17 protein-coding genes are annotated in these 22,681 nt (G+C 70.4%); 9 read left to right on the forward strand and 8 right to left on the reverse strand.

Annotated features, from left to right (window positions below; translation table 11 throughout):
• Positions 1-1,620 (forward strand): hypothetical protein (locus VNO22_09450; GenBank protein ID HXG61589.1); only part of this gene is annotated, 1,620 nt, incomplete at its 5' end.
• Here VNO22_09450 and VNO22_09455 read toward each other — a convergent pair.
• The 3 genes from VNO22_09455 to VNO22_09465 are packed head-to-tail and all read right to left on the reverse strand — an operon-like array spanning position 1,617 to position 2,943.
• Entirely contained in the window at positions 1,617-2,051 is a 435-nt protein-coding gene (locus VNO22_09455) for a hypothetical protein (GenBank protein ID HXG61590.1), read from the reverse strand. The two genes, VNO22_09450 and VNO22_09455, sit on opposite strands and share 4 nt — an antisense overlap.
• Positions 2,048-2,404 (reverse strand): hypothetical protein, encoded by a 357-nt coding sequence (locus VNO22_09460; protein HXG61591.1) that lies wholly within the window; start codon positions 2,402-2,404, stop codon positions 2,048-2,050. The genes VNO22_09455 and VNO22_09460 overlap by 4 nt, the downstream gene beginning before the upstream one ends.
• Positions 2,405-2,415: 11 nt before the next feature.
• Positions 2,416-2,943 (reverse strand): sigma-70 family RNA polymerase sigma factor, encoded by a 528-nt coding sequence (locus VNO22_09465; protein ID HXG61592.1) that lies wholly within the window; start codon positions 2,941-2,943, stop codon positions 2,416-2,418.
• A gap of 116 nt (positions 2,944-3,059) precedes the next feature.
• Here VNO22_09465 and VNO22_09470 point away from each other — a divergent pair, with 116 nt between their 5' ends.
• Together VNO22_09470 and VNO22_09475 are read left to right on the forward strand one after the other, a co-directional pair.
• Positions 3,060-4,334, forward strand: coding sequence for a hypothetical protein (locus VNO22_09470; GenBank protein HXG61593.1), 1,275 nt, complete (start codon positions 3,060-3,062; stop codon positions 4,332-4,334).
• Between the two features lie 28 nt (positions 4,335-4,362).
• A complete protein-coding gene (locus tag VNO22_09475; GenBank protein ID HXG61594.1) occupies positions 4,363-5,475 on the forward strand; it encodes a hypothetical protein in 1,113 nt (370 codons plus the stop codon).
• 7 nt (positions 5,476-5,482) lie between these two features.
• Here the strand turns inward: VNO22_09475 and VNO22_09480 are convergent, their stop codons facing one another.
• The gene (locus VNO22_09480; GenBank protein ID HXG61595.1) at positions 5,483-7,903 is read right to left on the reverse strand and encodes a PQQ-binding-like beta-propeller repeat protein; all 2,421 of its coding nucleotides are present in this window, start codon (positions 7,901-7,903) and stop codon (positions 5,483-5,485) included.
• Positions 7,900-9,597 carry a hypothetical protein gene (locus tag VNO22_09485; GenBank protein ID HXG61596.1) on the reverse strand — a complete coding sequence of 566 codons (1,698 nt, stop codon included), beginning with the start codon at positions 9,595-9,597 and terminating at the stop codon, positions 7,900-7,902. Before VNO22_09485 ends, VNO22_09480 begins: the two co-directional genes overlap by 4 nt.
• A gap of 122 nt (positions 9,598-9,719) precedes the next feature.
• Here VNO22_09485 and VNO22_09490 point away from each other — a divergent pair, with 122 nt between their 5' ends.
• Genes VNO22_09490 through VNO22_09510 form a run of 5 tightly spaced genes read left to right on the forward strand, consistent with a single transcriptional unit; the run spans position 9,720 to position 15,944 of the window.
• Positions 9,720-10,241, forward strand: a complete 522-nt coding sequence (locus VNO22_09490) for a sigma-70 family RNA polymerase sigma factor (GenBank protein ID HXG61597.1) — start codon at positions 9,720-9,722, stop codon at positions 10,239-10,241.
• Positions 10,238-11,173: a hypothetical protein gene (locus VNO22_09495; protein ID HXG61598.1), complete on the forward strand. Its 936-nt coding sequence runs from the start codon at positions 10,238-10,240 to the stop codon at positions 11,171-11,173. The genes VNO22_09490 and VNO22_09495 overlap by 4 nt, the downstream gene beginning before the upstream one ends.
• Before the next feature lie 54 nt (positions 11,174-11,227).
• Positions 11,228-12,166, forward strand: a complete 939-nt coding sequence (locus VNO22_09500; GenBank protein HXG61599.1) for a WD40 repeat domain-containing protein — start codon at positions 11,228-11,230, stop codon at positions 12,164-12,166.
• A 50-nt stretch (positions 12,167-12,216) separates the two neighbouring features.
• Positions 12,217-14,640 (forward strand): DUF1592 domain-containing protein, encoded by a 2,424-nt coding sequence (locus VNO22_09505; protein HXG61600.1) that lies wholly within the window; start codon positions 12,217-12,219, stop codon positions 14,638-14,640.
• Positions 14,637-15,944 (forward strand): DUF1552 domain-containing protein, encoded by a 1,308-nt coding sequence (locus tag VNO22_09510; protein HXG61601.1) that lies wholly within the window; start codon positions 14,637-14,639, stop codon positions 15,942-15,944. Before VNO22_09505 ends, VNO22_09510 begins: the two co-directional genes overlap by 4 nt.
• Here the strand turns inward: VNO22_09510 and VNO22_09515 are convergent.
• The 3 genes from VNO22_09515 to fadI form a co-directional block, all read right to left on the reverse strand.
• Positions 15,925-18,393: an acyl-CoA dehydrogenase gene (locus VNO22_09515; GenBank protein HXG61602.1), complete on the reverse strand. Its 2,469-nt coding sequence runs from the start codon at positions 18,391-18,393 to the stop codon at positions 15,925-15,927. The two genes, VNO22_09510 and VNO22_09515, sit on opposite strands and share 20 nt — an antisense overlap.
• A gap of 130 nt (positions 18,394-18,523) precedes the next feature.
• Positions 18,524-20,692, reverse strand: coding sequence for a fatty acid oxidation complex subunit alpha FadJ (gene fadJ, locus VNO22_09520; GenBank protein HXG61603.1), 2,169 nt, complete (start codon positions 20,690-20,692; stop codon positions 18,524-18,526).
• Positions 20,689-21,984, reverse strand: a complete 1,296-nt coding sequence (gene fadI, locus VNO22_09525; protein ID HXG61604.1) for an acetyl-CoA C-acyltransferase FadI — start codon at positions 21,982-21,984, stop codon at positions 20,689-20,691. The genes fadJ and fadI overlap by 4 nt, the downstream gene beginning before the upstream one ends.
• 70 nt (positions 21,985-22,054) lie before the next feature.
• On the opposite strand from fadI, the gene VNO22_09530 reads away from it, so the two are divergent.
• Positions 22,055-22,681, forward strand: a 627-nt coding sequence (locus tag VNO22_09530; protein ID HXG61605.1) for an FAD-dependent oxidoreductase, incomplete at its 3' end; no start/stop codon positions are given.

The raw sequence follows: 22,681 nt of genomic DNA on the forward strand, positions 1-22,681 counted from the left end.
CCGGGCGGCGGAGCCGCGCCGGCCTCCCCCCGCCCCGACCCGCGCGCCGCCGCCCGCGCCGCCTCCAGCTACCTCATCCACTACGGATCCTGGACCGAAAGCGACCGGCGCATCGCCGAAACCTACCCGCTCGTCATCGTCCACCCCCTCGGCGCAAATCTCACCCGCCGCCTCGTGGCCGACCTCCAGGACGGCGTCGATCCCGACGATCCCTCCGACGACGTGCGGGTCCTCGCGTACGTCTCCGTCGGAGAGGACCTTCGAACCGCCTCGGTCTCCGACACGGACCTGCGCAAGGACCCCCGCTTCGCCGGAAACCGGGCCGGCCCCCGCGTCGATCCCCGCGGCCCGCGCGCCTCGGGCGGACCCCTGGACGGCATCGATCCCCTCGGAGCCCCCTCCCCCGGCGGCGCCGGCTTCGCGTCCTTCTACCTCGACGACAACTCCCTTTCCCTCGCGGGCGCCGCCGACGGAATCCCCGATCGAAACGCCTTCTTCAACACCTGTTTCGTCAACGCCGGAGATCCCGCGTGGTTCGCCGCCCTCGACGCGATGACGCTGGACGGACCCGACGGCGTCGCCGGCCTCCGCGAAATCGCCACTTTGACCTTCGGCCGCGGCCTGGGCTGCGACGGTTTCTTCCTCGATACCTTCGACACGTGCGGCCCGAACGCCTACACGGACGCCTCAAGCCCGAACCCGTGCCGGTTCGAATGGACCGCCCCCGGCTTCCGAAGCTTCACGGCGCGCCTCCGCGCCGCCTACCCCGACAAGGTCATCCTCCAAAACCGCGGCCTCTTCTTCTTCGACCCCCGCCTCCCCCACTACCGTTTTTCCACCCGCGGCCTGATCGACCTCGTCCTCTTCGAAAGCTTCCGCCTGGATTCCACCCCCGCCGCGGACAACCCCGACCCGTACTTCTATCCCGACAATCGCTACACCCTCGCCCCCAAACTCATCGCGGAAGCCCAGCGGCCCGACGGATTCCGCGTGCTCTCCCTCGGCTACGCGGAAGGCCCCGCGGGCACGATGTCCTCCGACACCCTTCGGGGCCGCTCCACCTTGGGACTCGACTCGCTCCTCGAAGACATCCGCGTGACTCAGGAGGAAGCCGGCTTCCGGCACTACCTGACCAACGCGCCGATCACGCTCGTCAACACGTTCGTGCGCGACCATACCGACCCCGACGATCGCCGTCCCCCGGTCTGGTCGAGCACCTGGAACGCCAACGCCCACGCCTGGCCCGTCCCTCCGGGCCCCCCCGAACCCAGAATCGGCCTCCAGGAAGTCGAGCCCGGACCGGCATCGCTCACGGTGCGGTGGGACGTGGCCCTCGACAAGCACCCGGTGCGTTACAAGCTTTACTATCAGACCCGGCCGTTCGACTTCGCCGGCGATCCCGCCCTCGCCTCGGCGGCGTGGACCTTTCTCACTCCGCGCCCGGGACGAAATTACGATCGAGGCCCCGGACCGTCGGTCTACCCGTTCGAAGCGACCCTCGCCGGCCTCACCCCCGGACGGACGTATTATCTGCTCCTTCGCGCCGTGGACGAATCGCCCCGCCGCAACGAGGACGACAACACAACCGTGCGGACCGGCGTTCCCTACGGACCGCCTTAAGGCCCCCCCTCGGCCGGACGGAGCAGCCGCACGTACCGCTCGCGCTGGTCCGGCCGCAGCCGGACCATGAACGCGCGCACATAGGCGAGCGAAACCTCGCCCGCCTTCACCCGCACGTCGAGCGCCTTTTTCTGAAGCTCCGCCAGGCGCGCCGCGTCCGGCGCGTCCTTCATCATCTCCGCCCAGAAGGCGTCCAAGTCCGCCAGGTACGGCCGCCGAACCTCCAGCGCTTTCTGAATCCACTCCGCCCGCAGCGCCTCAAATTCCCGGCGCTGGTCGGCGTCGAGATCGAGGCGGTCCGCGATCACCTCCAGCCTCCCCTGCGGCGTCGCCGCGCGCCGCACCTCGTCCCGGGAACGGACGTACCCCGCGACGAAGAAGGCGTTGAAGGCGACCGAGGCCGCCAGCAGGGTCCCCAGAACGCGGCTCATCGGACCTCCTCCGGAAGACCGAACGAGGCCTCCCAGGCGGCGGCACGGACCGCCTGGCGCCCGTGCGGCGTTTCGCGACCCACGGCGAACCCGAGAGCGCAGGCGGCCGCGACGGAAGCGGCGGCGGCCGCGCGCCACATCAGCCGGACGGCCGGAGATCGCCGGAACGCGACGAGCGCCCGGAGCTCGGCCGCCGCGCCGCGGCAGGATCCGCAGCGCGCCAGATGCGCCTCCACGGCGCCGACCTCCCGCCCGTCGAGCCACGCGGCCCACGCGGTCGCGTCGGGACAGGGACCCGCCGGTTCCGCGCCCCGGGCGTCCCGGTATCTTCTCCACACTTCCCTGTCGTCCATCGGTCCCTCCTTCACTTCCCGCCTCCGAAGTGGCGGCGCAGCGCCGTCAACGCCTTGTGCTTGGCGCTTCGCACGGTCTGAACGTCCACCCCCAGAATCGACGCCGCCTCCTTGGGACTCTTTCCCTCGTCGAAGAGCATCCGCAGGACCAGCTCCTGGCGGGGACTCAGAAGGCCGGCCGGCACCTCCACGGGGTCCGCGCGGGGCGCCGGCGGCGGGGCGGGGGGATCCCCCTCCAGGGGCGAACCCGCGGCCCCGCGGCGCAGGAAATCCAGCGCCGCGCTCCGCGCCACGACGGTCAGCCACGTGGCCAGCGAAGCCCGCAGGGGATCGAACGTCCGAAGCAGCCGGTAGTCGTCCTTCACCAGGCGGACGTACACCTCCTGAACGGCCTCCTCGACGTCGGCCTCTTCGCCCGATCGGCCGTGCCGGGCGAAGGTGCGGGTGACCGCATGGCGGAGGATCGGAGCGGCGCGCCGGACGAACGCGCTCCAGGCCGCCGGATCTCCACGCGCGCACGCCGCAAGGTCGACCTCCATCAGCCCTCTTGTTATACGAAAACCCCGTCTTTTTCATCCCCGCGGGGATGTTTTCGCCGTTTCCCGCGTAGAACGGCCGGATGATTTGCCCGAGACCGAGGAGCAGACCTGCGCTCGTGGTCCTGGCGGCCCTCGCGATCCCCGCCTGTGGGGGCGGTTCGTCGTCGGGAGGAGCCCCCTCCGCTCCCCCTCCGCCGCCGGAATTTGCGGCCCTGTACCAGGAGCTCTCCCGCGATCTTTCGGCCTTCCAAAGCGTCATGGACGCCCTGTGGGATGGAAGCCTCGGGCAACCCCTCTGGGTGGGCACCCTCAACACCGCCAACGGCAACAGCGGCCTCGCCCTCCTGAATCCGAATACCTGGACCCAGACGGTCCAGTATCTGGACGCCCTGGTCGCGCTCGGGGCCGACGCCGCCAAGCTGGACATCCACTACCCTCTCCTGACGCGCGCCTTCCACGACTATCTGACGGAGCGGAACTCCGCCTACACGGCCACGGCGGACGACTTCCTCGCCTTCTTCCGGGCCGTCGCCGCCGCGGCGCGGGAACGGGGCCTCAAGGTCTTCGTCGATCACAGTTCCCTTTTCCCCAGCTACACCGCCATGGACGCGAGCGGTTATTACGCGTCGATCAAGGCGGCGGGCGCGGCCGAAGCCCGCCGCCGGTACCGGGACGAGCGGGCGGCCGAAGCCGCGCTCATCGCCACGGAGCTTGCCCCGGACCGCTTCACGCTCCTCGATGAGCCCAACACGCAGAACGCGAATTTCGGGCCCGTCGCCGGAACGCCGCTCTTCTCCCCCTCCGGCTGGCAAGACTACGTCGAGTACGCCGCGGGCGCGATCGCCGCGGCGGCGCCGGATTCGCCCGCGAAGCTGGGCGCCGGCGCCGGAACGTGGGAGCAGGAAGAATACGTGACGCGCTTCGCCTCGATCCCGGGCCTTTCCTATCTCGACTTCCATGTCTACCCGCTCCGGTCCACCACCACGGATTACATGCAGCGCCTCCTCGATTGGATCGACCTGGCCCGTTCCACCGCCCCCTCTCTCGACATCGTCCTCGGCGAAGCCTGGCTCTACAAGGCGACGGCGTCCGAATTGGGCACGATATCGGACACGGAGGTCCACGCCCGATACCCCTGGAGCTTCTGGGAGCCGCTCGACCGGCAGTACCTCGAGGTCCTTTACGCGACGGCCCACGCCAAACGGCTGGCGGCCGTCGCCCCCATGTGGACCGTGTTCTTCTTCAAAACCTTCGAGTACGGAGATCCTTCCCTGGCCGGCCTGAGCCCGGTCGAGATCCTCGCGGAGGCGATCCGACGGTCCGCCGAAAACGCCGCCGCCGGGACGCTCACGTCGACGGGAGAAAAGTTCCGCGACATCGTGAACCGCTGACGGCGCACCGAGGGGAGAGCGAACGATCATGAGAACGACCGCCCTGCTGGGCGTGCTTCTGGCGGCCTCCCCGGCCGCGGTTCAGGAGGACGAATCCGCCCTCAAAGCCCGGCACGCGGAGATCCTCCAGTTTCTGAGAACGGCGCGGGAGGAGCGGCAGCTTCGGGCCGCCGCGGAGGAGCTGCGGCGGCTGGCGGAACGCGCCTTCGAACAGGACGGCTACGCGCTGGCCGAAAGGCTCCTGGCGGACGCCGTCCGGGCGGCCCGGCCCGCGCACGACGCGGACCTCGTTTCGACCCTTCAGGAACGACTCGGCGCCGTTCGGGCCGCGGCGCGGGAGTACGAGAAGGTCCGGCGCCTCGAGCTCCGGCTCTCCTCCGAAGGGAACCTCCGGCCGGACGAATACCTCATTCTCGGAAAGTTCTACGCGCTCATCAAAGGCGACTGGTCGAAAGGCATTCCCGCCTTCTCCCGCGGCTCGGACCCCAAACTGAAGGAGGCGGCCGACGCCGACCAGGCGGGGGCGGAGGCGCCGGACGCGAAACTGACCGTCGGCGAACGCTGGTGGGAATGCGGCGAAGCTTATCGCGAACGCGCCCTTCACTGGTACCGGGACGCGTGGCCCGGCCTGAGCGGAATCGCGCGGGAAAAAGCCCGCGCCCGCTTCCGCGAGCGGTTCTTCCGCCCGGCCCGGCCGATCCCCGGACTTCCCCCCTACTGGATCGTGCCTCATCCGCCCGAAAACAGGGTGTTCCTGGAAGGACGCTGCGCGAACTCCGGCGAGCGCTCGATCCGGCTCACGCCGGGTCCGTATGCGGCGCTCTGGACCCCCGCCGTGTCCGTGAAGGGAGGGAAAAAGTACGTCCTCGGCGCCTCCACGCTTTCCGAGGGCACGAAGGCCCCGGTGACCGTCCTTCTGCTTCGCTTCGACGGAAAGGAAATCCCCTTCACGATCGACGCCCCTCCGGATCAGCCCTGGTGGACCCGGCGGGAAGTGACCTTCGAGTGCCCGGCCGGCGCAAGAAGCGCGGAAGTCTTCATCGGCTTTTCTTTCCCGGAAGGCACGATCTGGGTGGACGACGTCTCCCTGAAGGACGAAGCCGGAACCGAACTCCTGCCGAGCGGATCCTTCGAGAAGTGAGGTCCCGTCAGCGTTCGATCGGAATCTCGCCCTTGTACGTCCGGGTGGGCGACGACAGCGTCTCAAGATCGTGACCGAAGAGGCGGACGCTCCCGTCCACCACGCGCAATCCCTCGTTGAGAACGACGTTCTGAAGCCCCCGAAAGGCCGCCGATCCCGGAGAAGCCCATTCGATCCCCCGATGGAGCGTCTTTTTCGACCGGATGCGCCCCGACTCGGGATCGAGCCGGTACACCACGATCCCGCCGTCGAGCTCCGGGTGCCGTCCCGCGGCCAGCCAGAGATCCCCCTGGTGCGCGACGACCGCCGGAACCGGCCAGGAGGATTCGAGCTGGCCGTACGCCGCAATCCATCGATGCCCCGGCGCGGCCAGAAACCTCCATTGAAGCGCGCCGTCCGACGCGTTCAGGCAGTACACGGAGCCGTCGTGAGATCCGAAATAGACCCGCCCGCCCTTGACGACCGGCGCGCCGCTCACGCGGGCGTCCGCCGTGAAGGACCAGACGACCCGGTCCCCCTCCCGCGCCTCCAGACGGTGCTCGTGCACCACCGGCACGTAACGCCGCGGACCCTCGACGGCCTCCGGCCCCTCCGGATACGGCAACGCGTCGTTGTTGTGCCAGGCGTCCCGGATCGGCGAATCGGTCGTCCGCCGTTTCCGAAGGGGGCGGGGAGGAAGCTTCCGCAGATCGTTCTGCACCGTCACCGTCTCGACCGGCGCCCATGCCGGAACCGCCCCTCCGGGTTCCGGCCGTCCTCCCTCCCGCTCGAGACGCTCTTCGTCGGGAACCTCGCGCGGCGGCGGCGCCGGCGCATACCCCGCAAAACCCCGCAGCTGCGCGAAGCAGTGACAGTCGTTGGGCGTCGTGTAGATCATTCCGTTGGCGGGAACAACCCCCGTGGCGCAGTCGCTCCGGGCCACATTCTGAAACGTGAAGCGGCCTTCCCGATCGACGAAAAGGCCGAAGCCGAGCAGAAGATACCGGACCGTGGCGCGCGGCCTCACGCACCGGTTGTTCACCGTGGGAGGATCGATCGGCGGCTCGGGCCGGCCGGTTTCGAGATCGTAGGGCAACGCCCGGTTCTGATTGAGGAGATAGACCCGGCCGTCGCGGATCATCCCCTGAAAGAGAAACCCCGGAAAGGATCCTTTCGGATGATCCTGCCGATAGTCCCGCCGCCACAGGAGCGTCCCGTCGGCCGCCCGCAGGACCGCCACGAACCCCTTTCCCTTCACCGGCTCGAACGCGCCGATGCCGGAGGTCTGAACGGCCAGAAGCCGCCCTTCCCCGCAGGCCAGGACGCCGATGCCCTCGCCGCCCACCTCCTCGCGGCGCCACAGCGCGCGGCCCGTCGCCGCGTCCACCGCGACGATCGCTTCCGCCTCCGCCCCCGGCCACCGCGTCCAGGCGCTCCGGCCGCCTTCCCGCTCGGCCACCATGAAAATCTTCCCCTCCGCCGGATCGCCCACCGGGAAAAGGAGGTTCCGCCCGTCCTCGTACGTCCACAAGAGACGCCGGGTCTTCAGATCGAACGCCCGAAGCCGCTTTCCGGCGGCCTGATAGAGCCGCCCCCCGAAGGCCAGCTCGCGCACCCGCTTGAACGCCTCGCGGCCGCCCGGAACGATCGGCTCGGCCTCCTCCACGACGCCCCGCCGCTCTCCCGTGCGCAGATCCAGCCCCACCAGCGGAAGCGGCACGCCCTTCGCCGATCCCAGATGCGTCCAGAGCGTCCCCTCGGCCAGGACCATCGGAAGGCCGTGCTCCGCCGACTCCCGCGGAATCCGCCAGCGGACCAGACCGTTGAACGCATCCCGCCCCACCAGCTGCCCTTCCCGTTCGAAGCGGAACTCGTGGACCAGAATCCCGTTTTCGGACCGGAACCCCGTGGACTCGTTGTGCGCGTAGGACACCCAGCGGTAACCGTCGATCCACCGCAGCGTGGTCACCGGACCCGCGCGCCGATCGCCCGACACGGCGTTGCCCTGGGGTCCGTATTCGGCGTGCGTCCAGTCGTCGATCTCGGGAGGCCGCCGCTTGCGCAGCGTTTCCCACCGTCCCCCGCGGCGCACGTAGGCCGACCCGCCGGGCGCCAATACCCGCAGGAGTTCCTCCTCCGCGGGGCCCCCCAGACGGTCGAGGTCCGCGATCAGAAGATTGACCAGATCGTCCGCGTACGGAAGCTCACGAATCGAAGGCCTCCGCATCACGGACGCCAGACCGTACACCCCCAGCGTCCGAAGCCGACGGCGCGCCGGAGCCGGATCCTCCAGGGCGATGCCGTGCACCAGCGAGCGACCGTCCGCAAAGGCGGCCTCCAGAGCCCCGTCCGTCGTCCCCAGATGAACGACGAGCCCCGCCTCGAACCCCGTCGCCCTCCGGACTTCCGCCGGATCCTGGCATGCCAGAAGCAGAAGCAAAACCGTCACCGCGCGAAAACCTCCAGGCTCAGATGACCCTCCTTGAGCCGCACCTTCTGGCGCCCCGCCGCCAGCGCATCCCCCTCGGCCCGCACCGCCGGTTCCGCCCGCGAGGTGAGAAATTTCACCCGATAGGTCGTCTCCCCGGCCGTCACCGCCGTTCCTTCCGCCCCCGGCCCGGTCATGACGATCATTCCCTCCGCCCCCGAGGCGCCGGAGAAGTCGATCGCCACCGACGTTCCGTCCGCCATCGTCATCACCGCGGATCCGTCGGACGCCGCCTCCCAGCGGCGGACGTCTCCGGCCACCTTCCCGTGGGCGAACTTCCGGCCGAACGCCGCGACCTGAAGCGCCCCGTCCGCCTTGGCGCTCATGTATCCCTTCGACGCCTTCGTCAGGACCGAAATCACGATGTCGTTCTCGTCCTGCCACCGGTTCCGGAAGGCGGTGAAGCTCCACTTCGTGTCGCGGCACACCCGCGGAAGCACCTCCTCCGGCGGGCGCTCCTTGAGCTCCCACGGCCAGTTGACGAACGAGCAGATCGCGTGGTGCGGATAGGGCGTCGTCGCATCGAACGGCGTCCCCGCCCGCGCATCCGCCTCCCGCAGATGGCGGTTATAGAACCAGAGAAGCCCCGCCCGATGCTCGTCCCTCAGGATGCCGAACGAGATTCCGAAATAGCCCGCGCCGGAAAGCCCTTCGCGCGCCCAGACGTTGTGCGGATAGCCGCCCCGCACGGGCCAGAAATCCATCGTGCCGCCCCGCGGGACCGTCAGAAAGATCCATTTGAGCGCCGTCCAGACCGCGTTCGGGCGCGGACCGACGAAATCCTGACCTCCCGCCACCCTCCAGGCCTGAAGCGCCGGGAGAAACACGATGTGCGAGGACATCGAGCCGGTCCCGTCCCCCTCGGCGAAAAATCCCCCGTCCCCGAAGCCCTCCGTAAGGTTCCGGATCATGGACTTCCGGCTGACGTCCAGAAGCGGACGCAGCTTGCCCATGTCCACCCCCGGGTCGCCCATGATCGCCAGAAGCGCCATCGCGGCGCCTCCGACCTGCATGCCCCAGTGATTGCTCCCCGGATGGTGGCGGGCCCCGCGCGCCAGCTCCTCCAGACTCATCCACCGGCCTTCGTTGTAATCCTGAATCGCCCGCGCCACCTTCCGGCGGTATTCCTCGTCCCACCCGTCGTAACAAAGGTCGTATCCCAGCGCCGTCCATCCGAGCGACGGCCCCGCTCGAAGCGCGCCGTACGGCGCCCGGAACGAATACCGGCGATCCCGGTCCCGCTGCCCCTCGAACGCCTTCTCCATGCACTGCCGGCCCAGCTCCGCGTACTTGCGGTCCCCCGTCAACTGATAAAGAAAACCGTAGCCCGCCGCGTGCGAAAACGTGTAAGTCCCCGGCGGGTCGTTCGCGGTCTCCCCGGCCCCGTCCTGGTTGACCGCCCCGCGGACCCCGTAGCGCACCGGCATCGTCTCCCCGTCCGACCCGTTCAGACACCGCCGCAGGCGCTCCACGATCGCCTTTCCCTCGGGCGTCCCGGCGATCTTCTTCAGCCGCGGAAGATCCGGCTTGCGGAAAAGGAGCCTCGGATGCTCTCCCGGCTCCACCGCCTTGAAATCCTTCACCGGCGCGGGCCAGTCCGACTCCTGGCCGCCCGCGGCGGCGACCCCCAGCGTCAGCATCCACGCGAGCTTCATCCCCGGATCCTCCTCCCGGGATATATTCCGTTTCGGACGAAAACCTGACACCGGACCGAAATCGCGGCGCCCGGACCGTTAGGAAAAGCCCGCCGCGTGAATCATTCCAAGGGGTGCACCGGATGGCGGATTCGAACCCGCGCCGCGACGAAGTCGTCCGCGAGCTCATGAGGCACCGCTCCAGCCTCTTCGCCTACATCCTGTCGATCGTCCGGCGCTTCGACCTGGCCGAAGAGATCCTTCAGGAGGTGGCCGTCGTCGTCTGCGAGCGGGCCGACGAGTTCCAGCCGGGAACGAACTTCGGCGCGTGGGCGATGCGCATCGCCCGCAACAAGATCTTCAACGCGACCCGCGCCGCGCGACGCCACGTCGTCCTGTCCGAGGAAGCCCTCGACGCCGTCGAACGCGCCGGCCCGGAGGCGCCTCCGTCCGCATGGATCGAGGCCGTCCAGGCCTGCCTCGATCGACTCGCCCGGAGAGCCCGCGAGATCCTCCTCCTGCGCTACCGGGACGGCCTCTCCGGAGCGGACATCGCCCGCCGCGTGGGCGGCACCGTGACGGCCGTCCACATGGCCCTTTCGCGCGCGCGGGCGGCGGTCGCCGACTGCGTCCTCGGACGGCTGGCGGAGGAAGACGGACCATGAGCGCGGATCCCCGCTTCGACGACCTCGTCTCCGCCTATTTCGACGGCTCCCTCGATCCGGCGGGACTCGAGGAACTCAACGCCGGGCTGAGCGCGGACCCGATGAAGGCCCGGCGCTTCGTCCTGCTTTCGCGCATTCACGCCTCGCTTCGGGAACTTCAGAGCCCCGCCGGGGAACTTCCGACCCGCCGCCGGCGTTGGGCGGCCGCCGTCCCTTCCGCCGCCCTGGCCGCCGCGGCGCTCCTGGCCCTCGTCTTCATGCTGTTCCCCTCCGAGCGCCTGATCGGCCCCACCGTGGGAGCCCCGGGCGCCCCGGAAACGCTCCTGGTCACCGGACGCGTGGATCCCGCCCTGACCCCCGGCGACGCCGCCGTCCGGGACCGCCTCGTCCAGCTCGGCTTCCGGGTGATCCCCGCCAAGGAGGACGCCGTCACCCCCGAGCTGGCGCGCTCGCGGGCCCTCGTCGTCATCAGCGAATCGGTGCGGTCGGATCGGATCGGCGGACGCCTCCGCGCGGTCCCCGTCCCGATCCTCAATTGCGAGCCGCACCTCAACGTCGCCCTCGGGCTGTCGCGCGAACCGGACGGACCTCCGCCCCATTTCACCAAGACCTATCGCTTCCGGATCCGAATCCTCGCCCCCGAACATCCTCTGGCCGCCGGACTCCGCGACCGCGTCCGCGTCTACCACGCTCCGGGCACCGTGGGGTGGGGACTCCCCGTGGAATCCGCCGTGCGCGTCGCCGTTCTGGACGACGACGAAACCCAGACCGCCCTGTTCGCCTGCGAAACCTCGGCCCCCGGTCCCGAACAACGCTTTCCGGCACGCCGCGTGAGCTTCTTCCTCTCGGATTACACGAGCGACGCCACGCTGCTGACCCCGGAAGGATGGCGGCTCTTCGACGCGGCCGTCTCCTGGCTGACCGGCCGATAGCGCCGTCCGCCGTTTTTCCGTCCGATGAAGACGACCGCGGGCATAAAAGCAGGCGTGAAAGGCCTCCTCCTGGCCGCCGGAACGGCCGCCCTGGCGGCGTGCCGCCCCGCCGAAAGCGCGCCCGCGGCCTTCGATCTCCACGAACCGGGAGGATGGATCCGCGCCCTCGCCTTCCACCCCCGCGAACCCCTCGTGGCCTTCGCGGGAGAGGACGGCTTCGTCCGCCTGCACCCCCTCCGCCCCGGCGATCTCCCCCGAAGCTTCCGCGTCGGGAAGGCGGTCACGGCGCTCGCCTTCGGACCCGGAGACCTCCTCGCCGCCGGAACCTGGGAGGGAACGATTCACTTCCGGAACGTCGCGGAGAACCTCTCCCTTCGAACCTTCCGCGCCCATGCGGAGCGGATCTCGTCGCTCGCCTTCCGTCCCGACGGCCGCCTCCTGGCCTCGGGAAGCGACGACGACACCCTGCGCCTCTGGGATCTCGACTCCGGCGAGGAGTTCCTGACCCTGTCCCAGGGAAACGAGTACGACGTCAACGCGCTCGCGTTCAGCCCGGACGGCGCGTGGATCGCCTCCGGGGACGGCGAAGATACCGTCCGCCTCTGGTCGGCCGACACCGGCGAGGAACGCCTCATTCTCCGGGGACACGAAGGAACGGTGACCTCCGTCGCCTTCCGCCCGGACGGGCGACTCCTGGTCTCCGGAAGCCGCGACGGCACAGTGAGATTCTGGGACGTGCCCTCCGGTCGCCCCCTTCGGACCCTGCCCGCTCACACCCAGGACGTCAACGCCGTGGTCTTCCGCCCCGACGGCGGCGTTCTGGCGTCCGCCGGAGACGACCGTCGGGTCCGACTCTGGGATTCCGCAACCGGGCGGCTCCTGAAGACTCTGACGCATCCGGAGGCGGTGATGAGCCTGGCGATTTCCCCCGACGGCGTCCGGCTCGCGGCCGGAGGAAAAGGAATGCTGCGCCTCTGGAACATCCCGCGTTAGAAACGGGCCGTCCACGAATTACCGATGGGAAAGGCGGGACGAACGCTTCCATGAAAAGCGCGATACTTCTCGTCCTCGGGTGTGCGGCGGGACAGGATCCGGCGCCCGGCTCTTTTCTCCGCAAACATTGCGTGGAGTGCCACGGCCCGGAAAAACAGAAAGGACGCCTTCGGCTGGACACGCTGGACGCGTATCGGGCGGATGCGGCGGCGCTCTGGACGCGCATCTATGACCGACTCGAGGCCGGAACCATGCCGCCCGAGGACCGCCCGGGACCCTCGGACGCCGAACGCCGCGCGCTGCTCGCCTGGATCGAACACGAGCAAAGGACCCACCGCCCCACGGGCCTGCGACGGCTCAACCGGCGGGAACTCTCGGCCGCGCTGAGAGACCTGACGGGCCTGCAGGTGGATTATGCGGCCGCCCTTCCGGGTGACGGCACGGTGGACGGATTCGACACGGGCGCCGAAGCGCTTCAGGATACCGCCGATTCGGTGGACCGGACGCTCGAAATCGCCCGGCGCGCCGTCGAGGGCCTCCGGTTCCTCGACCCCCCGCGCCGCCGCGTCCTGAAGGCCGACCTGCGCGGCCTGAAGGATCCGCGCAAGGCGCTGGACTCCTGGAAAAGCGAAGGCGTCACGCCGAAACTCGGAGGCACGCTTCCCTCCGAAGACGGCCTCCTCCTCTACCCTCACTGGGTGGGCGAGCGCGCCGAAACCGGCTTCGTCGTGCAGCCTCCGGCCGGACTGCGGGGCATCCTCCGGCTGCGGATCCGCGTCTCCCCCCTCAAGCGCCTGCCGGGACTTCCCAATCCCCACCTCTGGGTGGAGATCGGAGGCAAGGCGTTCGACTACCGGGAAATCGCCGAAGGTCCTCAAGACCTGATCTACGAAGCTCAGATCGAAGATCTTCCCGTCGAGCCGCGCGGCCTGCACGTCCATCTCGTCTGCCGCGTCGAAGTGCCCTACTCGCTTCCGGGTTTCGACAACGAGGACCGCAGCCGCCCCGACCAGCCGCCCGTGCCCGGCGGCACGGGACTCTTCCGGCCGCTCTACGACCGCAAGACGCTGCCGCCCGAACGACACCCGGTGCCGTTCATCGTGCTGCACGAGGTGGAGCTGGACCCCGACCATCAGCGCCCGTGGGGGGCCGAAACGGGCGCCGTCGAGGACGATCCCGCCTGCGCCGCGCGCCTGCTGGAACGCTGGATGGAACGGGCCTGGCGCCGCCCGGCGACGTCTCAGGAACGCGAGCCTTTTCTCGACCTCTACCGGACCCGGCGCGCCCGGGGGGCTTCCTTCGACGCGGCGCTCCGGGCGGCCTTCCAGGCGGTCCTGATGAGCCCCCCCTTCCGGTATCTCGCCCCCACCGACGAGTCCGACCCCGCCCGGGCTGCGTTCGCCCTGGCCTCGAGAATCGCCTTCTTCCTCACCGGCGGCCCTCCCGACGCGGAGCTTCGGAAGCTCGCCGCCGAAGGACGCCTGCGCGAACCCGCCACGCTCGACGCGCAGGTGGATCGGCTCCTGACCGATCCGCGAAGCGACGGCTTCTTCCGCCCCTTCGTCCGCCAGTGGCTCGAGATGGACCAGCCCATCACCGTCGCCATGGACCATCTCCAGAAGCAGGATTTCCGCTTCGCCCGCAACCTCAAGGCCTCCCTGGCCGAAGAAACGCTCGGCTATGTGGCTGAACTGTTCCGCCGCAACCGTCCCGCCCGCGAGCTTGTCCGAAGCGACTGGACCCTGATGAACGACATTCTGGCCCTTCATTACGGGTATCCGCCCCTCGAGGGAGGCCGCCTGAGGCCCGTCACGCTTCGCCCGGACGATCCCCGCGGGGGAGGAATCCTGGGACACGCCGGGATCCAGTCCATGCTCTGCTGGATGGGCGACAACTGGGTGATCTACCGCGGCGCCTGGACGCTCCGGCGGATTCTGGACGCCCCGCCGCCTCCTCCGCCCCTCGAAGTGCCGGAGCTGAATCCCTCGGACCACCCCGGCATGCCCCTCAAGGAAATCCTCCGGCGCCACCAGCAGGATCCGCGCTGTTCGACCTGCCATGCGACGATCGATCCTCTGGGCTTCGCCTATCAGAACTTCGATCTCAGCGGCCGCTGGCGCGCCCTGGAATTCGAACGGTACGAGAAAAAGGAGCTCGACGGAAAAATCGAATGGCGCGGGACGGGACGAAGCCGTCCGGTGGACGCGGCCGGACGACTGCCCCGGGGGGAGGAATTCCGCGACTACGCCCATTTCAAGGAGCTCCTGGCGGAGCGCTATCTGGACGATCTGGCGCGCGGGCTTCTGAAGAACCTTTTTCTCTACGCCTCGGGCCGTCGTCCCGACGCGGCGGACCGCCGCGAAGTGCGCGGGATCCTGGAGGATCTCCGCCCGCGGGGATATCCGCTGAAAGATCTCCTCAAGGCGGTGGTCCGCTCGCGCGCCTTTCTCGGAGAACAAAGGAGGAGCCCATGAACATCAGCCGCCGCGCCGCCCTCCGGGGCCTGGGAGCGACGATCGCGCTTCCCTGGTTCGAAAGCCTCGCCTTCGGGCGGGCCGCGGACTCCGCACCGCCCCGTCTGGCGTGCTTCTACATCCCCGGCGGCATCAATCACTACGCGTGGTTCCCCCCGGACACCGGATCCGGCTACACCCTCGCCCCGTCCCACCGGCCGCTGGCCTCCCTGCGCGAACACTTCACCGTCCTCGCGGGTCTGTCCCACATCCAGGGGCGCATCAGCGGACACGTCCATCCCTACAACTGGCTGACGGGCCACAACATCAACCTCACCCCCGGGACGATCACGAACACGATCTCCATGGACCAGGTGGCCGCGCGCCACATCGGCCGCACCTATCTTCCCTCCCTGGCGCTGTCGTGGCAGGACGGAGTGGGCTCCCGGACCCTTTCCCGCAACGCCCTGGGGGCCGACCTTCCCGCCCTGGCGGACTACCGCGCGGTGTTCGAGCGCCTCTTTCCGCCCGCCGACCGCGCCCAGCTCCGCGAAGCCCAGGAGCGCCTGGCCCTCGACCGCAGCATCCTCGACACGGCGGCCGCCGGCGCGCGCGATCTGCGCCGCCGGCTCGGCGCGGCCGACCGCCCGCGGCTCGACGAATACCTGGAATCGATCCGGGAGGTCGAAAAGCGCCTGGACGACCGCCATGAGGTGCTCGAACGCGGACGGCCCTCCTTCGACGAGTCGTCCGTCCTTCTGGCTCCGCAGGGCAAAAACAGCATGCGGGAGCACATCGAGCTGCTCATGGATCTGGTCGTCCTGGCCTTCCGGACCGACATGACCCGCGTGGTCACCCACTCTCTCGGCGGGGAAGGCGGACCGAACTACGCGGAATACCAGGAATGGGCCCGGCAGGCGGGCGCCCCTCTCCGCGGCGCCCATGACTACCACCACAAGGGCACCGGCGAGCGCGGCCCGGACAACCCCGACGTCCGGGTCCTGGGACGGCGCGACGAAATGCTCTGCGCGTGCCTGGCGCGCTTCATGGAGAAACTCCGCGCGCTCCCGGCCCCCGAAGGGACGCTTCTCGATTACACCGTCATTCTCTTCGGCGGGGCGCAGATCACCAGCCATTCGGGGAAATCCTTCCCCCTTCTGCTGGCGGGAGGCCGCAGGCTCGGCTTCCGCCACGGACGGCACCTGCGCTGGCCGGTGGATACCCGGCCGGCGTCGGACCTTTATCTCACGATCCTCCAGCGGCTGGGCTGCCCCGTGACCTCCTTCAAGGAGAGCACCGGAATCATCACCGAGCTTCTGGCCTGACCGGCCGGACGTCCTCCATCGGGCGCTCGACGGACGTCCCGAACTCCGCGGAATCGAAGGCGTCCACCTCGATCGCCGCCTCGCGGGCCCGCTCGGCCTCCCGCACAAGCGCGCGCTCGTCGGCGGAAATCACCCCCGCCCGCAGCGCCCGATCCGCCAGCGTTTCCTCCGGAGCGCGCTCCAGCGCCCCGGCCCGCACCGCGTCCCGGATCTTGCGCTCCGCCTCCGCCGCGACCCGCACCCGCTCGAACGCCGCCTCGAGCGTCCCCAGCCCGGGCTCCGACGCGCCCGGCACGAACACCTCGCGCGTCAGCCGGCGCCTCGCCTCCGCGTCCTCGACGAGCGCCCGCGCGACCTCGCCGCCCAGCGCGTCCGAGGGCGGCCGCCGCCGCGCGCCGCACGGAAAAAGAAGCGCGCGCAACGCCCATGCGATCGGACGGCTCGGAAAATTGTCCAGAAGCCCGATCGCCGCTTCCCGGATCCTCCAGAGCGCATGCTCGCACGCCCAGCGGACGAACGGCCGGTCCCCCGCCGGCTCCCCCTCGTCGCGGAAACGCTTCACGGCCGCCGAGCCGAGATAAAGCCACGCCAGAATGTCCGCCAGCCGCCCGCTCAGCTTCTCCCGCCGCTTGAGCTGACCGCCGAGAACCGCCATCGCCGCGTCCGAAAGAAGCGCGAACCCGGCGCTCGCCCGGCTGAACTCGCGAAGATACCGGCCCCCAAGACCGCCCGCCCCCGTCCGGGCGATCCGCCCCCCCGTCAGCCCCAGGACGAACGCCCGCACGGCGTTGCGGAAAATGAACCCCGCATGGCCGAAGAACGCCCGGTCGAACCGCGCCGCGTCCCCCGCCGCCGCGGCCGCCATCTCCTCGCGCACATACGGGTGGCAGCGGATCGCGCCCTGGCCGTAGATGATCATCGAGCGCGTGAGGATGTTGGCCCCCTCGACCGTGATCCCGATCGGGACCGCCATGTAGGCCGGGGCGAGCATGTTCCGCGGGCCCCGGCAGATCCCCGCCCCGCCGCGGATGTCCATCGCGTCGTTGACCACCTGGCGCATGGCCTCCGTCAGATAGGCCTTCGCCACGGCCGACAGAACGGCGGGGCGTTCGCCCGCGTCCACCGCCCCGGCGGTCAGAATCCGCGCGGCGTTCATGAGGTACGTCAGGCCCCCGATCCGCGCCAGCGCTTCCTCGACCCCCTCGAAGCGCCCGATCGGCGTGTCGAACTGCCGGCGGACCGCGGCGTACGCGCCCGCCGCCCGCGCCGCCAGCTCCGCCGAAGCCACCGAAAGCGCCGGCAGCGAGATCGAACGCCCCGCCGCCAGACACTCCATGAGCATCCGCCAGCCCTGACCCGCCATCTTCGGGCCGCCGATGATGAAATCGAGCGGCACGAAGACGTCCGTCCCCGAGGTCGGCCCGTTCTGGAACGGAATCCCGAGCGGATCGTGACGCCGGCCGAGGTCGATCCCCGGCAGGCTCGAGGGCACCAGCGCGCACGTGATGCCGTAGTCCTCCCGTTCCCCGAGCAGCCGCTCGGGATCGCGCAACCGGAAGGCCAGACCGATGACCGTCGAGACGGGTCCGAGCGTGATGTAGCGCTTCCGCCACGTCAGCCGCATCCCCAGAACCTCGCGGCCCTCCCACGAGCCGCGGCAGACGACTCCCTCGCTCCGGAGCGAAGCGGCGTCGCTTCCCGCGCCCGGCTCCGTCAGCGCGAAGCAGGGAATCTCCTCCCCCCGGGCCAGCCGCGGCAGAAAGCGGCGCTTCTGCTCCTCGGTCCCGTAGTGCAACAGGAGCTCCGCGGGACCCAGGGAATTCGGAACCATCACCGTCACCGCCGCGGTGACGCTCCGGGAAGCGATCCGGACGATGACCTCGGAATGCGCCCGGGCCGAAAACCCGAGACCGCCGTACTCGGGCGGGATGATCATTCCGAAGAAACGATGCCGGCGGAGGAAATCCCAGAGTTCGGGCGGCAGGTCGCCCCGCCGGGCGATGTCCCAGTCGTCCAGCCGCTCGCACAGCTCCCGCACGGGGCCTTCGAGAAACGCCCTCTCCGCCTCCGAGAGCCCCCGCACGGGGAAGTCGAGAAGCTTCTTCCAGCGAGGAGCGCCCGAGAAGAGTTCCCCGTCCCACCACACGGTGCCCGCCTCGAGCGCCACCCGCTCGGTCTCGCTCATCCGAGGCAGCGCGCGGCCCAGGCGCCGCAGGAGCCACGGGGAGATCAGACGCCTCCGGATCGGGCGGACGCCGAAGACAAGCGCGTAAAGGCCCAGCGCCCCCGCCGCCGCGGCGAACGCGACGGCCGGACGGGGTCCCGCCCACGCGACCCAGCCGCCCAGCGACACGGCCCCCGCCGCGAGAAATCCCCAGAAGGCCAGACCGCGATACGTCAGAACGAAAAAGGCCAGGAGCGCGGCGGCGGCGACGGCCGGAAGCGTCATCAACGGTCGATTCTAGCGCCGAAGGCCCCTCGGAGGGAAGCCCGGTTCCGGGCGCGGGCGGAATCTCCCGCCGCCGGTCTCGAAGTTCCGCGGGCGTCGCGATGAAGCCCGTTTTCGGAAATCGCCTCGATTACGCGGTCCCGTCGGTGAGGCGCTTGCCGGTCCGGGCCAGGTCCTCCAGAAGCGCCGCGGGCGCGAAACGCCCGCCGTGTCGCCGGCGCAGCTCCTCAAGATCCGCCCGCACCGCCGCCGCCCCGCGCCCGTCGAGGTACCGGAAGGGCCCTCCCCGGAAGGGCGGAAAGCCCAGCCCCAGGATCGCCCCCGCGTCCCCGTCCCGCGCCGACCGGAGGATCCCTTCCTCAAGACACCGCACCGCCTCGTTCACCATCGGAAGCACGCACCGAAGCGCGATCGCCGCCGCGTCATGTCCCTTCGTCGGACGGACCCCGAGGACGTCGTAAACCGTCGGATCGACCTTCCGCCCGCCCTTGCCCCGGCCGCCTTCTCCGTACCGGTAAAAGCCCCGCCCGTTCTTGCGGCCCGCCCGGCCGTCCGCGAAAATCTTCTCGAGCGCCGGCGCCGGAGCCATCCGGTCTCCGAAGGCCTCGTGAAGCACCTTCGCGATCTTGTGCCCCGTGTCGATGCCCACCTCGTCGAGGAGCTTCAGCGGCCCCACGGGGAACCCGAACCTGAGGAGCGCCTCGTCGATCTCCTCCACGGGCACCCCTTCGGCCAGAAGGTGCCCCGCCTCGTTGACGTACGGTCCCAGAATCCGCGTCGTATAAAAGCCGGGACCGTCCCGCACCACGATCACCGTCTTGCCCTGCGCCTTTCCCAGGGCCACGCAGGTCGCCGTCACCCACGGCTCGGTCCGAGGCCCGACCACGACCTCGAGCAGAGGCACCTTGTCCACCGGCGAGAAGTAGTGCATCCCCACCACCCGTCCCGGCCGGCGCGCCCCCTCCGCGATCCGATCGACCGGGATCGAGGAAGTGTTCGTGGCGAAAATCGCCTCCTCCCCGGCGGCCTCTTCCACCTCCCGCAGCACCCGGCGCTTCACCTCGAGATCCTCGACCACCGCTTCGATCACGACGTCCGCGCGGCGGAATCCCGAATAGTCCGTCGTGGGCCGCACGAGCATCATCCGTCGCTCCAGCTCCGCCCGCCGCTCCCGCCGCCGCGCCGCGCGTTCCGAAAAAAGTCCCCGGAGGGACGCCAGGGCCTTCCGGAGCGGCTCGTGCCCCACGTCCTTCAGGCGCACGGGGAGCCCCGCCTCCGCCGCCGTCACGAAGGAGATTCCCGTGCCCATGAGCCCCGCGCCGAGCACGGCCACCTTGCGCACCTCGCGCGGGCGGACCGCCGGATCGTCCGTCCCGGGATCTTTCCGCAGTTCGTTGACCGCGAAGAAAAGCGCCATCAGGTTCCGCGCCTCGGGCGTGACCGCAAGCCTGCCGAACGCCGCCGCTTCCGCCGCGTATCCGCGCTCCGGGCCTCGCTCGATCCCCTCCCGGACCGCTTCGAGCGCCGCCGGCGGCGCCGGCAGATTTCCCCGCGTTTCCGCCAGAATCGCCTTCCGCGCCCGCCGGTACACGAGCGCCCGCCCCGCCGGATTCCCTTCCAGCAGCGCGCCGCCCACCCGGCGCAGAAAACCCCGGCGCCGCCCCCCCGGACGCTCCCCCGCCGCCCACCGCCGCGCATGCTCCAGCGCCGCCTCCAGCAGGATCGGCCGCGGAACGACCTCGTCCACGAGCCCGATCGCCAGCGCCTTGCGCGCCGGAATCTGCTTGCCCGTGAGAATGAGCTCCAGCGCCGCCGCGACGCCCACCCGACGGGGAAGCCGCTGCGTCCCTCCCGCCCCCGGAATGACCCCGAGCCGCACTTCCGGAAGCCCGAGACGCGTGGATTCCGCGTCGGAGGCGACCCGGCCGCGGCACGCCAGGACGAGCTCCAGTCCCCCGCCCACGCAGGCGCCGTGAATCGCCGCCACGACGGGCACGCGGCAGGACTCCAGGCGCGCCAGCGCCGCCTGCGCGCGGCGCGAAAGGGCCTCCGCCTCCGCCGCGCCGGAGAGCCGCTGGAACACCTTCACGTCCGCTCCGGCGATGAAGCCGTCGGCCTTCCCGGAGGCCAGAACCGCCGCGCGCACGCCCGGGTCGCGCTCCAGCTCCTCCAGCGCGCGCTCAAGATGCTCCTCGAATCCCGGCCGGAGAAGATTCACCTTTTCTCCGGGGACGTCGAACCAGAGGACCGCCGTCCCGTCCGCGCGGCGTTCCAGACGCAGGGGCGACGCTTCGCTCACGGGGCCTCCAGGACGATCGCCGCGCCCATCCCGCCGGCCGCGCAGGCCGCGCAAAGCGCGAACTTCCCGCCCCGCCGCCGGAGCTCGCGGAGCGTCTGCACGATCTGGCGCGCCCCGGTCGCCGCGAACGGGTGCCCGAGCGCGATCGAACCGCCGTTGACGTTGAGCCGATCCTCGTCCACGCGGCCCACCGGCTCCGAACGGCCCAGCTCCCGCCGCGCGAATTCCGCAGACTCGAAGGCGCGCAGCACCGAGAGGACAGCCGCCGAGAAGGCCTCGTGGAGATCGACGAGATCCATGTCCCCGAGCGCCAGCCCCGCGCGGTCCAGCGCCGCCGGAGCCGCATACGCCGGCCCCAGAAGCAGCGGCCCCGCCGGATCGAGCGCCGTGAACGCCCAGCTCCGCACGAATCCCAGGATCGGAAGCCCGAGCGCCCGGGCCTTTTCTTCCGCCATCAGAAACACCGCCGCGGCGCCGTCGGTCAGCGGAGAGCTGTTCCCCGCCGTCACCGTGCCGTGCCGGCGGTCGAAGACCGGCGGCAGCTCGGCGTACTTGCTCAGGTCGGAATCCGGCCGCACGACGTTGTCCCGCTCGAAGGTTTCCTCGTACCGCGGCGGCACGTGCACCGGAACCACCTCGGCGGCGAACTTCCCTTCCGCCCACGCGCGCGCGGCGCGCACGTGGCTGCGATGGGCGAATTCGTCCTGCTCGCGGCGGGAAATCCCGTTTTCCTTGGCCATCCGCTCGGCCGCCTGCCCCATGGTTTCGCCTGTGGAGCGCTCCTCGGGCGAAAGCGACCGGGGCACGAGGTCGCGCCAGCGCATCCGCCGCAGCGCCCGCAGGCGTCCGCCGACCGTCCGGGCCGCCCCCAGCTCGTGGAGGACGCGCTGCAGGCCCGGCGAGGCGGCCACCGGAGCGTCGCTGGCGCTGTCGGCCCCGCCGGCCACGCCGCCGTCGACCGTCCCGGCGCGGATGGCCTGGGCCACGCTCACGACGCTCTGGTAGCTCGTGGCGCACGCGCGCGAGACGCTGTACGCCTCGACCCGGGCCGGAAGGCCGATCCCCAGAACGATCTCGCGCGCGATGTTGATCCAGTCGAGGGACGGAATGACCTGGCCGAAGACCACCTGATCGATCTCGCGCGGATCGATCTCGAGCCGCTCGATCAGCTCCGCGCAGGCGATGCGGCCGAGATCGAGGGCGGAGAGGCTCTTGAGCGCGGTGCCGCGCTTGGCGAACGGCGTCCGGACCCCTCCCAGAATCGCGACCCGGCGGCCGGCGGAATCGGGCATGCTTCGACTGTAATACTTTCCCGGACGCCCCGAACGCAAGCCCTTCTCCGCCGGAGGCCCCGCGGGTACCATGGGAACCTCCCGGGAAACCATGGAGCGCGAAGCGTCCGACGTCCTCGTGATCGGCGCGGGCGCGGCCGGTCTGGCCGCGGCGCGCGACCTTTCCCGGCGGGGCCTCGACGTCCTGCTCCTGGAAGCGCGCGACCGGATCGGCGGCCGGATCGATACCCGGCACGATCCGGAATCTCCGCTGCCGGTCGATCTGGGCGCGGAGTTCGTCCACGGCCGGGCTCCGGAAACCTTCGCGCTCGCGCAGGCGGCGCGGATCCCGCTTCTGGAGCTTCCCGAGCGGCATCTTCTCCGCCTCCGAGGACGCCTGCGCCCCGCGGTCGATTTCTGGGCGCGCCTGGACCGGGCGCTTCGGAACCTCCGCCTTCCCCGGCGCGGCGACCTCTCGTTCCTCCAGGCCCTCTCCCGAACGCGGCTTTCCCCGGAGCTCCGGACGACGGCCGCGCTCTTCGTGGAGGGATACCACGCCTGCCGCGCCGACGACGCCAGCGCCCGCTGGCTGGCCGCCGGGCTCGGCGCGGCGGACGATCCCGCCGCCGCGCGCCAGCACCGCCTTCCGGCCGGCATGGGCGCGCTCGTCCTGGCGCTGCGGCGGGGGCTGGATCCCGAACGCGTCCGCCTGCGCCTG

Source organism: Planctomycetota bacterium (genome assembly GCA_035574235.1).
In the GTDB taxonomy this organism is placed as follows: Bacteria; Planctomycetota; MHYJ01; order MHYJ01; family JACPRB01; genus DATLZA01.

Bases quoted from the DNA above. Each gene is read 5' to 3' on its own strand.
- VNO22_09455 (HXG61590.1), bottom strand. From the start codon at position 2,051: ATGAGCCGCGTTCTGGGGACCCTGCTGGCGGCCTCGGTCGCCTTCAAC.
- VNO22_09460 (HXG61591.1), bottom strand. From the start codon at position 2,404: ATGGACGACAGGGAAGTGTGGAGAAGATACCGGGACGCCCGGGGCGCG.
- VNO22_09465 (HXG61592.1), bottom strand. From the start codon at position 2,943: ATGGAGGTCGACCTTGCGGCGTGCGCGCGTGGAGATCCGGCGGCCTGG.
- VNO22_09475 (HXG61594.1), top strand. From the start codon at position 4,363: ATGAGAACGACCGCCCTGCTGGGCGTGCTTCTGGCGGCCTCCCCGGCC.
- VNO22_09485 (HXG61596.1), bottom strand. From the start codon at position 9,597: ATGAAGCTCGCGTGGATGCTGACGCTGGGGGTCGCCGCCGCGGGCGGC.
- VNO22_09490 (HXG61597.1), top strand. From the start codon at position 9,720: ATGGCGGATTCGAACCCGCGCCGCGACGAAGTCGTCCGCGAGCTCATG.
- VNO22_09495 (HXG61598.1), top strand. From the start codon at position 10,238: ATGAGCGCGGATCCCCGCTTCGACGACCTCGTCTCCGCCTATTTCGAC.
- VNO22_09505 (HXG61600.1), top strand. From the start codon at position 12,217: ATGAAAAGCGCGATACTTCTCGTCCTCGGGTGTGCGGCGGGACAGGAT.
- VNO22_09510 (HXG61601.1), top strand. From the start codon at position 14,637: ATGAACATCAGCCGCCGCGCCGCCCTCCGGGGCCTGGGAGCGACGATC.
- VNO22_09515 (HXG61602.1), bottom strand. From the start codon at position 18,393: ATGACGCTTCCGGCCGTCGCCGCCGCCGCGCTCCTGGCCTTTTTCGTT.
- fadI (HXG61604.1), bottom strand. From the start codon at position 21,984: ATGCCCGATTCCGCCGGCCGCCGGGTCGCGATTCTGGGAGGGGTCCGG.